Below are 12895 nucleotides of genomic sequence, written 5' to 3'. Positions count from 1 at the left end.
GATTTGATAGTATGAGGGTGAATAATCATGTCTCAAGTTGATAGTTTTAATTGTCGCAAAATTTTAAATTTTGATGGCAAAGAATATATTTATTATAGCTTAATTGAAGCGGAAAAAAATGGACTTGAAAATGCTTCCCGTTTGCCATTTTCGATGAAAGTTCTTCTTGAAAATTTATTACGATTTGAAGATGGTCGCACAGTCAAGAAAGAGGATATCCTCAATATTGCTAAATGGTTAAGTGATAAAGGTCGTGCTGGTGCAGAGATTGCTTATCGCCCTGCACGCGTTTTAATGCAAGACTTTACTGGTGTTCCTGCAGTTGTTGATCTTTCTGCAATGCGTGATGCTATGGTTAATCTTGGGGGTGATGCTAACAAAATCAATCCTCTTATTCCTGTTGATCTCGTTGTTGATCATTCAATTATCGTTGATCATTTTGGGAATCCGAAGGCGTTTAGTCAAAATATTGAGCGCGAATATGAACGTAATGGCGAACGTTATCGTTTTCTTAAGTGGGGACAGAAGGCTTTTCAAAATTTTCGTGTTGTTCCTCCAAGAACAGGGATTTGTCATCAGGTCAATTTGGAGTATTTGGCGCAATGTGTGTGGATAAAGGATGAGAATGATTGTCAGACAGTTTATCCTGACACGTGTGTGGGAACCGATTCGCATACAACGATGATTAATGGTTTAGGTGTTTTAGGCTGGGGTGTTGGTGGTATTGAAGCGGAGGCGGCAATGTTAGGACAGCCGGTTTCAATGTTGTTACCTGAAGTCATCGGTTTCCGTTTGACAGGAAAATTGAAGGAAGGTGTAACTGCTACTGATTTAGTTTTGATGGTTACGCAAATTCTACGTAAGAAGGGTGTCGTTGGTAAATTTGTTGAATTTTTTGGTCCTGGTTTAGAGCATATGACCCTAGCGGATCGCGCAACGATTGCAAATATGGCACCTGAGTATGGAGCGACGTGTGGTTTTTTCCCCATTGATAAAGAAACAGTGCGTTATCTCAATATGACAGGGCGCGATGAACATCGAATTGCTTTGGTAGAAGCTTATTCTAAGGCACAAGGGATGTGGCATGATGAAAGCACAGCTGATCCTGTTTTTAGTGATACAATTGAATTAGATATGCGAAGCGTTGTGCCCTCTATGGCTGGCCCCAAGCGTCCTGAAGGACGTATTGCATTGGAAAATGTGGGGCAGGATTTTAGCATGGCCTTAGTTGATGATTATAAGAAAGTTAGTGGTCACAATGATCGTTATAGGGTTGAGAATGAACACTATGATCTTGGTCATGGGGATGTTGTGATTGCTGCAATTACTTCTTGTACGAATACGTCAAATCCTAGTGTTCTTATTGCCGCGGGTCTTTTGGCGCGTAATGCTGTTGCAAAAGGTCTTAAAAGTAAACCATGGGTTAAAACGTCTTTAGCACCTGGTTCACAAGTGGTAGAGGCTTATCTTCTTAGTTCAGGTCTTCAAAAAGATTTAGATATTTTAGGATTTAATTTAGTAGGGTTTGGATGCACAACATGTATTGGAAATTCCGGTCCTTTGCATTCAGCCATTTCTAGAACGATTAATGATAATAGTTTAATTGCTGCAGCAGTTCTTTCAGGTAACCGCAACTTCGAGGGACGTGTGTCGCCTGATGTGCAAGCAAATTATTTGGCTTCGCCACCGTTGGTTGTCGCCCATGCTTTAGCAGGAACAGTGTGTAGAGATTTAACTAAGGAGCCTCTTGGTGAAGGTTCAGACGGTCAACCGGTCTATTTAAAAGATATTTGGCCAACTTCTGAAGAAGTACAGGAATTTATCGAACAAAATGTTACGCGTGAGATTTTTGTTGAGAAATATGCTGATGTGTTTAAGGGGGATGAAAATTGGCAAAAAGTTCAGGTTCCTTCTGGTGTAACTTATTCCTGGGATGATCAGTCAACTTATGTGCGTAATCCCCCTTATTTTGAGGATATGCAAAAAGTTCCTAGTGCATTAGCAGATATTAAAAATGCACGAATCTTGGGTTTGTTTGGTGATAAAATTACAACTGATCACATTTCCCCTGCGGGTTCGATAAAGCTTGATTCCCCTGCCGGAAAATATTTGACTGACAACGGTGTTAAAGTCACTGATTTTAATCAATACGGAACGCGTCGTGGGAATCACGAAGTTATGATGCGTGGAACTTTTGCCAATATTCGCATTCGTAACTTTATGCTAGGAGAAAATGGTCGTGAAGGGGGGTATACAATTCATTATCCATCAAAGCAGGAAACAACAATTTATGATGCAGCAATGGCATATAGGCAGAACGGAGTTCCACTTGTTGTTTTTGCGGGTATTGAATATGGCAATGGGTCATCTCGTGATTGGGCAGCTAAGGGCGCTAATCTTCTTGGTATAAAGGCTGTGATTGCTCAATCTTTTGAGCGTATTCATCGGTCTAATCTTGTTGGTATGGGTATTGTTCCCTTTATGTTTGAAGAAGGTGCAAGTTGGCAGTCGTTTGGCTTAAAAGGAGATGAACAAGTAACGATTGAGGGAATCAATGATTTGAAACCTCGTCAAAAGACTACAGCTACAATCACTTTTATGGATGGAACAGTAAAAATTATGCCCTTGTTGTGCCGTATCGATACTGAAGATGAGTTAGATTATTTGCATCATGGTGGCATTTTGCAGTATGTTTTGCGTCAATTAGCGGTTTAAACACAGCATATCTGTTTAAGAGCTTGATAAAATTGTGGTAAAAACACTTTAATTTTACTCTTAGTTTTTGAGAATTTAATTGACGTCAACCTTAAGGTTACGTTATAAGTTAGAAGATAGCTTTATAGCTTAATTATTATTTATTTCGATAATATGATGTGGCTTAGACTCATTTTACCGATGAGTAAAAAAAGAGAGATTCATTTATGGCGAATACACCTTCGGCTAAAAAGGCAGTGAGTAAGATCGCAGCACGCACGCAAGTTAATAAGGCCCGCCGTTCTCGCGTTCGCACCTTTATTCGTAAGTTTAATGATGCTTTGGCTGGGGGTGATAAGGCATCTGCAGAAACGGCATTTAGAAATTGTGAACCTGAAATTATGCGCGCAGTTTCCAAAGGGGTTTTGCATAAAAATACTGCAGCACGGAAAGTATCACGTTTGGTAAAACGTTTGAAAGCACTCAGCGCCTAGAGCTTTTTTTCATTTGATATGAAAAGCCAGTACCTCATGGCAGGCACTGGCTTTTTTTATTGACTGCTGGGTTATGTTGCTAAGTGTCTATAAACCATTGAAAAATATACTAAATTTATGAGATTCAGATAGTTATCCACAAGCATTGTGGATTTTAATAGAGTCTTTTTTTGTCAAGCTTTTTTTTATTTTTTTTAACATAAGCGGATTTTTTATTATTGGTAAATTTTGTGTAAAAAAAAGTTAATTGAATCAATAAGTTTTCTCATCCTTTTATAAAGTTATAAATTTATTGCGGATTTTTTTGGTCTTTTGATTTTATTTTGACCTCTTGCATTTTACCTCTGCTGTTTTGTATGGTTTTTGTGGAAATTGAAAATGCACAAGATTTATGTCAGCTCAGTATTATGGTGTTGAGTAGAAAATTTTTTAATCTATGGTTGTGTAAATCTTTGATTTAAGTAGGCTTTATGTTTGGTTTTTGAGTTTCCTTTATTGATATATTTCCGTATGGAAAAACGTATCGTATGATCAGTGTGAGATAAATTTATTGGTCATCATTTATCAATGAAGCCGTGAGGGTGATATCCTGGGGGAGGATGAGAAGTCTTATTGGGGAAGGGCGTTCTGCTCTGCTATTCAATTTCTTTGTTTAGCAAGGTAGGAGTATGGTTTTTATCGAGATGAAAAATGGTGGATAAATTGAGTTCTAAAGCTAGTTCCTTAAAAAGAGTTTCAGTGGATATCTTATCGACGGAGGAAATGATAAATAAAATGATGGATATCAGTAAGCCAGTTAGTGCAAATGCCTCTGTGGAATATCCGGTTATTTCAGAAGAGGAAGGGGCAGCTGCTTTTGCACGTGTGATGGCGCAGTTGAAAACGCAGGTTGGTATTGAAGCTTATACCAGTTGGTTTGGCCGTTTGAAGCTTTCCGAATATAATCGTAATCTCGTGAAACTTTCTGTTCCTACAGCATTTTTACGTTCTTGGATTAATAATCATTATGGCTCTCTTTTAACCAGTTTGTGGAAGCAAGAAAATTCTGCGATTCTTCGTGTTGAAGTTATTGTTCGTGATATGAAGCGTGTTGCGAAAAACGTTGTGTGCAGAACGAATGGTAATCCTGTTCTTCCTATGTTGGAGGAATCAAACACTTCACCTTTGGTTGAGAATTACACAGAGAGTTCAGCAAGGAATACGCAAGCGGGGGTTTTTGGTTCACCACTTGATTCTCGCTATACTTTTGACAGTTTCGTTGAAGGGGCTTCTAATCGTGTTGCATTAGCAGCGGCGCGTTCGATTGCTGAAGGGCATAAAAGTGCTTTGCGATTTAATCCTCTTTTTATTCATGCGTCTGTTGGTTTGGGAAAGACTCATTTATTGCAGGCTATTGCTGCCGCTGCTTTAAAGCGTTTGACGCCTACGCGGGTTATTTATTTGACGGCTGAATATTTTATGTGGCGTTTTGCAACAGCGATTCGCGATAATGATGCTTTGTCTTTTAAAGAACAGCTTCGTGATATTGATCTTTTGATTATTGATGATATGCAATTTTTACAAGGAAAGTCGATTCAGCATGAATTTTGTCATTTACTCAATATGTTGCTTAATAGTGCAAAACAGGTTGTGGTTGCAGCAGATCGTCCGCCAGCAGAATTAGAATCGTTGGATCTTCGGGTTAGATCTCGTCTTCAAGGAGGGGTTGCTCTTGAGATTGAAGCACCGGATTATGAAATGCGTTTGGAAATGTTACGCCGACGATTAAAGATAGCGCAACAAGATGATAATATGATTGCGATTTCTGACGATATTTTGGAGTATATTGCTAAAACGGTTTTAGGATCAGGTCGTGATATTGAAGGAGCATTCAATCAATTATTGTTTCGTCAGTCTTTTGAAACTGATTTGTCATTGCAGCGGGTTGATGAATTATTAGGCCATTTGACCCGTTCAAGTGAGTTAAGGCGAATTCGAATTGAAGAAATTCAGCGTACTGTTGCGCGCCATTATAATGTTTCTAAGCAGGATTTATTATCTAATCGTCGTACTCGTACGATTGTTAAGCCAAGACAAGTAGCAATGTATTTGGCAAAAATGTTAACACCTCGTTCATTGCCTGAAATTGGGCGTCGTTTTGGAGGACGTGATCATACAACAGTCTTGCATGCAGTACGTAAAATTGAAGATTTGGTTTGTGATGATCAGACTTTAGCCAAAGAGCTTGAATTGCTTAAACGATTAATTGGAGAGCAGACTGTATAGCGTTGATAACTTTAATAGGAGAATGAAGAAAGTTGATGAGATTAACTATTTTTGCTTATGCAGTGCTTTATTGCTATTTTAAAAGAGATTGAATAAAATTTGACTTGTGATTCTTTTAAGTGAATCAAAGACTCTTAGTTTAGCAAGTTTCTAAAGTTATGAAGTCAATGATCAACGGGGATTTTTATGCACGTTACAATTGATCGCAATCAATTTTTAAAGTCTCTTGGCTGTGTTCACCGTGTGGTTGAACGTCGTAATACTGTTCCTATTTTGTCGAATGTACTCATTGATGCAGATAGTGATGGTATGCGCTTAAAAGCAACAGATCTTGATTTAGAAATTACGGAATTTTCAGTTCCTCACATTGAGAAAACAGGGGGAATCACTGTTCCAGCGCATTTGCTTTATGATATTGTTCGTAAGCTGCCTGATGGTAACGAGATTATATTAGCTGTTGATGCAGCCCACCCAAACACAATGTCTGTTATTTCTGGTTTTTCTAATTTTCGGCTTCAAGGATTTCCTAAAATGGATTTTCCTGAATCCCTTCCAGGTCAGTTTAATTTTCGTTTTTCTTTATTCGCATCAGATTTAAAGCATCTTCTTGATTGTACACAATTTGCTATTTCTACTGAAGAAACACGTTATTACCTTAATGGTATTTATTTTCATATTGTTGATGATGGTGCTTTGAAATTGCGTTTAGTTGCTACTGATGGTCATCGTTTAGCGCAAATTGATATGGAAGCTCCTTCGGGATCCGAAGGTATGCCAGGTGTTATTATTCCTCGTAAAACTGTGGGAGAATTACAAAGGCTTCTTTCAGAGGAAGCTGATAATCATGTGTGTATAGAGCTTTCAGAAACAAAAATTCGTTTTTCTGTAGGGTCTGTGGTTTTGACATCAAAATTAATTGATGGAACATTTCCAGAATATCAACGCGTTATTCCTCTTGGAAATGATAAAAAATTGACTGTAAATCGGCAGGATTTTTCTTCTGCTGTTGATCGTGTTTCTACGATTTCAAGTGATCGTGGACGTGCAGTGAAGTTGACGATTAAAAATGGACAGTTAAGATTTATGGTGAATAACCCTGATTCAGGGAGTGCAGAGGATCAATTGGTTGCAGATTATGCGTCTGATCCGCTTGAGATAGGCTTTAATTCACGATATCTCCTGGATATTGCTGCGCAGCTTTCAGGTGAAGAGATAGTTTTTATGTTGGATGAAGCTGGAGCGCCAGCGCTGATTCGTGATAATCATGATGCAAATGCGCTTTATGTGCTAATGCCTATTCGTGTTTAAGGATGATGTGTTTTGCAATGCAGTGCTGGCCATGTGCATAAAGTGGCAGTGACACAGCTGAAGTTAGCGCATTATCGCAATTATCACTTTTTAAATGTTAATTTTTCAAGCCGGAATGTTGTTTTTACTGGTCGTAACGGTGCGGGTAAAACCAATTTACTAGAGGCACTGTCTTTTCTTGCTCCTGGTCGTGGTTTACGGCGTGCAGCTTATTCTGATGTCAGCTGTTCTAGGGATGAGGGAGCCGGGTTTGTTGTGTTCGCTCGCCTTCAATGTGCTCTCTATGGTGAAGTGAGTATTGGTACAGCTTTAGAGGCTGGTGGTAGTAATCGCAAGTTACACATCAATGGCGAGAATGAAGCGTGTGATTGTTTGACAGATTATTGTCATATTAGCGCATTAACTCCTTCTATGGATGGGCTTTTTATAGGACCTACACTCGATCGACGCCGTTTTTTGGATCGTATGGTTTTGGCTATTGATTCCTTGCATGGTCGGCGTGTATCTGATTATGATAAGGTTATGCGCGCACGGAATCGTTTATTTGCAGATGGAAATGAGGATCGTGCTTGGTTTAATGCTTTAGAAATGCAGATGGCTGAACTTGCGACAGCTATTGCAGCAGCACGGATTGATGTTGTTCAGCTCTTGAATGATATGTGTGTGCAAATGTCAGAATCTATACCTTTTCCAAGAGCTTTTTTACAAATTGATGGTTCTTTGGAGAAAGCTCTAAGGAAGATGTCAGCAGTAGATGTTGAAGAGGAATTTTTAGACCGATTGCGTCGCAATCGTGCAATGGATCGTGCTGCTGGACGGACACTGGAAGGACCACATCGCACAGATTTGCAAGTTTTTTATGCCGATAAAAATATAGCTGCATCATTATGTTCAACAGGTGAACAAAAAGCTTTGTTAACAGGCTTAGTTTTGTGTCATGCGCATCTAACAGGTGTAATGTCGAATATGGCGCCTATCTTTCTTCTTGATGAGATGGCTGCTCATCTTGATTTTTATCGGCGTGCTGCTTTATTCGATATTCTTGATGATCTAGGTGGTCAAACATTTATGACAGGGACAGATCGTATTTTCTTTGATTCCTTGAAAGGGCAAGCAGAATTTTTTGAAATTGAAGGTGGAGCTTTGTTAAAAGAATAGATACGCACTTAAGTTATATAGGCTGATAATTGAAAAAGAAGAGGCTTATCATGTCCACGGTTATAACGATTTTAAATGGCCCTAATTTAAATTTTTTGGGTAAACGTGAACCAGAAATTTATGGCACTGAAACTTTGGAATATATTGAAAGATCTTGCCAAGATTATGCAAAAAAGCTTGAATTGATAGTGCAATGTCATCAAACTAATTGTGAAGGTCAATTAGTGGAGTGGGTACAAGAAGCAATTGATATGAGTGCTGGGTTAATTATTAATCCAGCTGCTTATGGTCATACATCTATTGCGATTTTTGATGCATTAAATATGTTTTCAGGGCCCATAGTTGAGGTTCATTTATCGAATGTTTATCGACGTGAAGCTTTTCGTCATCATTCTTACGTTTCTGCAAGTGCAGACGCTGTCATTGTTGGATGTGGTCATGAAGGATATTTGTTCGCTCTTGAATATATCGCTAAACAACTTAGGTATGGGTATAAAAAAGAAGCAATCAAACACTGTTAATGTAAGTATTTAGAATTTTTGATAACTTTTTGTTGAATAAATAAAGTATGCCTATAATAATGCCATAATTGTTTTCGGTAATTTCCAATGCATATAATGGGACAGGTAAGATGAGAAGCTTTGTTAAACAGATAGAGGTGCTCACAATTTTGGGAGTAGGGTTGCTTTTATCTGGTTGCAAGATCGATGTTCTTCAGCCGGCGGGATATGTTGCGCGCCAACAGCTTATTTTGATTGCTATATGCGTTTTTGTTATGCTTTGCGTTGTTCTTCCTGTGATGTTTGCAGTGATTGTTTTGGCAATAAAATATCGTGCTTCGAATACGAAAGCAGATTATTTGCCTGATTGGGGGCATTCAAATAAAGTTGAAGCTTTTATGTGGGGTGTTCCAATTGCGATCATAGTGATTCTAGGTGCTTTAACAGCTTATTATACTTATAGGCTTGAACCCTCAAATCCTCTTCCAGTGGAAGTTTCTGGTGAGGAAAAGCCCTTGCAAGTTAATGCTGTAGCTTTAGATTGGAAGTGGTTATTTATTTATCCGGAATACGGTATTGCATCGATTAATGAGATTTATGCACCGAAAGATCGTCAGGTGTTACTACAGTTAACGTCAGAAAGTTCTCTTAATGCTTTCTGGGTACCAAAACTTGGTACTGTTCTTTATGCTATGCCGCAGATGAATTCTAAATTGCATTTAGTTGCTGATGAAAAAGGAATATTCAATGGAAATTCAGCAAATTATAGCGGTGATGGTTTTTCACATATGCGTTTCCATTGGCATTCTGTGTCCTTGGAGGATTTCAATAATTGGGTGACCAAGGTTCGAGATAATGGTCAAAAGCTTGATCGTATGTCTTATCGTCAGCTTGCTATTGCGCCTCGTATGAATGATATTACCGCAAAAGAAAAGGATGCTGAAGTGCGTTATTTTGCACCTGTTGAGAAACGGCTTTATTATCGGATTGTTAATCGGTGTGTTGACGAAAATACGATATGTAATGAGGACTTAATGAAGCGTGCTGCTGCTCAGACACTTTGGGGTGCCCTTTGTTCTGTTTTTGACCCGGATGCTATTTAGGGATTATTAATTGAGTAAAAACCCTTTTTAAAAGAAGGGTTTTTTAAACTGAAATTATTTTTATTGGGCTGAAAAATGTTTGGAAGACTCACAGATCCTACAGCAGGTGCTTTTCATGCACTGACACATGAGCCGATTGTTCTTTATACATGTATTGCAATTGTTCTCGGTGGTATATCCGTTGTTGTTGCTTTAACAGTGCTTGGTTGGTGGGGTGTATTTTGGCGAAATTGGGTCACAACAGTTGATCATAAACGTATAGGTATTATGTATGTCGTTCTTGGCATTATCATGCTGTTTCGTGGTTTTGCTGATGCAATTATGATGCGGACACATCAAGCTTTGGCACTTGGGAGTGAAAAATCAGGTTATTTACCTCCAGATCATTTTGATCAAATTTTTTCAGCTCATGGTGTTATTATGATTTTCTTCATGGCAACACCAATTTTATTTGGTCTTTTCAATTATCTTATACCGCTTCAAATTGGTGCTCGTGATGTTGCATTTCCATTTGCAAATAATTTCGGATTCTGGATTACAGTTGCCGCAGCGATATTAATTAACGTATCGCTTGGTATTGGCAATTTCGGTCGGGGGGGATGGCTTATGTATCCGCCCTTCTCGGGATTGCAAAATAGCCCGGATACAGGGGTAGATTATTATTTATGGTCGCTTCAGCTTGCTGGTATTGGGACGACTATGGGATCAGTTAATTTGATAGCAACTATAATTAAAATGCGTGCTCCTGGGATGACCATGCTAAAAATGCCTGTTTTTTGTTGGGGTGCTTTCGTTAGTAATATTCTTATTGTGGTTATTTATCCTGTTTTAGCTGTGGCGTTCCTATTATTGGCAGGTGACCGTTATTTAGGTATGAATTTTTTTACCAATACAGCTGGTGGTAATCCAATGGTGTGGATTAATTATGTTTGGATTTTTGGTCACCCTGAGGTTTATGTTTTGGTTATTCCTGCTTTTGGAATTATTTCTGAGATTGTGCCAACTTTTTCTTCAAAACGTCTTTTTGGTTATGCCTCAATGGTTTGGGCGATTGTCGTTATTTTGGTTCTTTCGCTTCTTGTTTGGGGACATCACTTCTTTACAATGGGAGGTGGTGAAGCTGTAAATACCTTCTTTGGTATTGCGACCATGATTATTTCGATCCCAACCGGTGTGAAAATTTTTAATTGGCTGTTCACAATGTATAAGGGGCGGATTCGCTTTGAACCTCCGATGCTTTGGTGCATAGGAATGATATTTACATTTGTTGGTGGTGGATTAACCGGCGTTTTGATGTCAATTGTGCCAGCTGATTGGCAATTTCATAATTCTCTGTTTTTGATAGCACATTTCCACCATACAATTATTGGAGGTGTTGTCTTTGCTTATTTGGGTGGGTTAGCTTTCTGGTTTCCAAAAGTTTTTGGTGTTAAACCAAATCGCGCTTTGGGGATTGCATCTTTTTGGTGCTGGTTTATTGGTTTTTATTTAGCTTTTTTCCCAGTTTATATTCTCGGTTTAATGGGCGCTACGCGTCGTCTGCAACATTACATTGAACCTGGTTGGCAGCCGATGTTTATTATTGCTGCACTGGGTGCTTGTGTTATCCTTGTTGGTATTCTCTGTCTCGTGTTGCAAATTGTTTTGGCAATTTGGTATGGTGTTAAACATAAAGGGCGCTTACCAGTAGTTATTAATGATCCTTGGGGTGATGCGCGTACGCTTGAATGGTCTGTTTCTTCACCTCCTCCTGACTATAATTTTGCAATTATTCCAACAGTGCACGCTGAGGACGCTTATTGGGATATGAAAAAGAGAGGTTATCAGCGTCCAACAAGTGGGTTTTCAAAAATTCATATGCCTGCAAATACATCGGCTGGAATTATAGCATCATTCTTCTCATTAATTGCTGCTTTTTCTCTGGTTTGGCATATTTGGTGGCTTGAGGTGATTGGGCTCGTTGGCTTTATTGCCACGATTATGTGTCGTTCATTATTAGGTAATCATCATGGTTATTATATCCCTGCTGAGGAGGTGCAAAAAACGGAAGATATTTTCACAGCTGTTCTTAAAGAACAAGGAGTAAAAGCATGAGTGTGACAACAATGCATGATAATCATCCGCATGAGCATCATCACGACGATAGTTCGGCAATGATATTTGGATTTTGGGTTTATATTCTGTCGGATTTGGTTGCTTTTTCAACACTCTTTTCCAGTTTTGCTGTATTTTCTGCTGCTTATGGCGGAGGAAAGGCTGGCAGTGAATTTATTAATTTAAATTTTGTTTTGGCTGAAACCACTATTTTATTGCTGTCATCACTGACTTATGGATTTGTGATGATACAAGTTCATAAGTGTAATCTTGCTGGTGTGCGTTTATGGATGGCTGTTACCTTTGTCCTTGGATTGATCTTTATTGGAATGGAAATTTACGAATTTCATGAACTTTTGCATGAAGTATACTATTATGATTCTACTGCTTATGCTGGGATCGATCTTGAAACAGGTAAGCAAATTTTTGGACGAGAAGTTCTATCCGCTTATTGGTCTGCATTTTTTTCTTTGGTCGGTATGCATGGTCTTCATGTGAGTGCTGGTCTGCTTTGGATGGTTGTGATGTTTATTCATTTGCGTCGTAACGGTTTAGATCAAGATAATAAAACACGCTTATCATGCCTTTCAATTTTTTGGCATATGCTTGATATTGTTTGGATAGGTGTTTTCACGATGGTTTATTTGTTAGGAGCATTATAATGAGTGAGCATAACGAGACACATGATCCAAGTATTCGCTCTTATTTAGTTGGATTTATTCTGGCTGTAATTTTCACTTTTTGCTCTTTTATACCTGTGATGTACGGTATGCTGGAAGGGTGGGCAATTAGCACAAAGGTTATCTATCTTATCGGTATGGCCATTATTCAGATTATCGTGCAGATTATTTTCTTTTTGCACTTGAATTCTGGTCCAGATGCGAAATGGAATTTTGTAGCTTTGTGGTTTGCAGTGACGTGTGTCACTATTATTATCGGGGGTACTTGGTGGGCCATTTCTCATTTGAACTATAATATGATGGGAGGATCAGGGCGTATTGTTGAGCCAGAGATATTAGAAATGGATGTAACGACACCTAAAGAGTCGTTTCCAAGTGCAGAGATACCAGAGGAAAAGTCATTAGATACGCAAGAGCCAGAAAATCGTTTACCAAATGCACCGATGCTAAAGGAATAATCGTCAGATATAGAAATGCCAAGAGGACAACTACCAAACGGGTCAGAGAGCTGTTAATACGTTACTAGAGGATTCGTTGTCTTTCAAGGAATAAGATATTTTAATTTTAAAGATATAGAGATGACTCTGCTTAGTATGGAG

The 12895-nt window shown here is 38.7% G+C and carries 10 protein-coding genes; all 10 read left to right on the top strand.

Annotated elements, in window-relative coordinates; all coding sequences use genetic code 11:
- Nucleotides 1-27 precede the first annotated feature (27 nt).
- The 10 genes from acnA to cyoD all read left to right on the top strand — a co-directional run bounded on the left by acnA (nucleotide 28) and on the right by cyoD (nucleotide 12754).
- Entirely contained in the window at nucleotides 28-2715 is a 2688-nt protein-coding gene (gene acnA / locus H710_RS00590) for an aconitate hydratase AcnA (RefSeq protein ID WP_041848924.1), read from the top strand.
- Nucleotides 2716-2921: 206 nt separating this feature from the next.
- On the top strand, nucleotides 2922-3188 hold the full coding sequence (gene rpsT / locus H710_RS00585; RefSeq protein WP_041848923.1) for a 30S ribosomal protein S20: 267 nt from the start codon (nucleotides 2922-2924) through the stop codon (nucleotides 3186-3188).
- A 690-nt stretch (nucleotides 3189-3878) separates the two neighbouring features.
- Nucleotides 3879-5453, top strand: a complete 1575-nt coding sequence (gene dnaA / locus H710_RS00580) for a chromosomal replication initiator protein DnaA (protein ID WP_041848922.1) — start codon at nucleotides 3879-3881, stop codon at nucleotides 5451-5453.
- A gap of 186 nt (nucleotides 5454-5639) precedes the next feature.
- Nucleotides 5640-6761 (top strand): DNA polymerase III subunit beta, encoded by a 1122-nt coding sequence (dnaN, locus tag H710_RS00575; RefSeq protein ID WP_041848921.1) that lies wholly within the window; start codon nucleotides 5640-5642, stop codon nucleotides 6759-6761.
- A gap of 12 nt (nucleotides 6762-6773) precedes the next feature.
- Nucleotides 6774-7919 (top strand): DNA replication/repair protein RecF, encoded by a 1146-nt coding sequence (recF, locus tag H710_RS00570; RefSeq protein WP_041848920.1) that lies wholly within the window; start codon nucleotides 6774-6776, stop codon nucleotides 7917-7919.
- A gap of 50 nt (nucleotides 7920-7969) precedes the next feature.
- On the top strand, nucleotides 7970-8440 hold the full coding sequence (gene aroQ / locus H710_RS00565) for a type II 3-dehydroquinate dehydratase (protein ID WP_041848919.1): 471 nt from the start codon (nucleotides 7970-7972) through the stop codon (nucleotides 8438-8440).
- A 110-nt stretch (nucleotides 8441-8550) separates the two neighbouring features.
- Nucleotides 8551-9522 (top strand): ubiquinol oxidase subunit II, encoded by a 972-nt coding sequence (cyoA, locus tag H710_RS00560; RefSeq protein ID WP_041848918.1) that lies wholly within the window; start codon nucleotides 8551-8553, stop codon nucleotides 9520-9522.
- Between the two features lie 75 nt (nucleotides 9523-9597).
- The gene (gene cyoB, locus H710_RS00555) at nucleotides 9598-11616 is read left to right on the top strand and encodes a cytochrome o ubiquinol oxidase subunit I (RefSeq protein ID WP_041848917.1); all 2019 of its coding nucleotides are present in this window, start codon (nucleotides 9598-9600) and stop codon (nucleotides 11614-11616) included.
- Nucleotides 11613-12278: a cytochrome (ubi)quinol oxidase subunit III gene (locus tag H710_RS00550; protein WP_041848916.1), complete on the top strand. Its 666-nt coding sequence runs from the start codon at nucleotides 11613-11615 to the stop codon at nucleotides 12276-12278. The genes cyoB and H710_RS00550 overlap by 4 nt, the downstream gene beginning before the upstream one ends.
- Nucleotides 12278-12754, top strand: a complete 477-nt coding sequence (gene cyoD / locus H710_RS00545; RefSeq protein ID WP_041848915.1) for a cytochrome o ubiquinol oxidase subunit IV — start codon at nucleotides 12278-12280, stop codon at nucleotides 12752-12754. Before H710_RS00550 ends, cyoD begins: the two co-directional genes overlap by 1 nt.
- Nucleotides 12755-12895 lie beyond the last annotated feature (141 nt).

The organism is Bartonella bacilliformis Ver097 (genome assembly GCF_000709795.1).
Lineage (GTDB): Bacteria > Pseudomonadota > Alphaproteobacteria > Rhizobiales > Rhizobiaceae > Bartonella > Bartonella bacilliformis_A.
The sequence above is the reverse complement of the archived record's forward strand: the minus strand, read 5'-3'. Positions and strand labels throughout refer to the sequence as shown.

Bases quoted from the DNA above. Each gene is read 5' to 3' on its own strand.
- aroQ (WP_041848919.1), top strand. From the start codon at position 7,970: ATGTCCACGGTTATAACGATTTTAAATGGCCCTAATTTAAATTTTTTG.
- rpsT (WP_041848923.1), top strand. From the start codon at position 2,922: ATGGCGAATACACCTTCGGCTAAAAAGGCAGTGAGTAAGATCGCAGCA.
- cyoA (WP_041848918.1), top strand. From the start codon at position 8,551: ATGAGAAGCTTTGTTAAACAGATAGAGGTGCTCACAATTTTGGGAGTA.
- cyoD (WP_041848915.1), top strand. From the start codon at position 12,278: ATGAGTGAGCATAACGAGACACATGATCCAAGTATTCGCTCTTATTTA.
- dnaA (WP_041848922.1), top strand. From the start codon at position 3,879: ATGGTGGATAAATTGAGTTCTAAAGCTAGTTCCTTAAAAAGAGTTTCA.
- cyoB (WP_041848917.1), top strand. From the start codon at position 9,598: ATGTTTGGAAGACTCACAGATCCTACAGCAGGTGCTTTTCATGCACTG.
- acnA (WP_041848924.1), top strand. From the start codon at position 28: ATGTCTCAAGTTGATAGTTTTAATTGTCGCAAAATTTTAAATTTTGAT.
- H710_RS00550 (WP_041848916.1), top strand. From the start codon at position 11,613: ATGAGTGTGACAACAATGCATGATAATCATCCGCATGAGCATCATCAC.
- dnaN (WP_041848921.1), top strand. From the start codon at position 5,640: ATGCACGTTACAATTGATCGCAATCAATTTTTAAAGTCTCTTGGCTGT.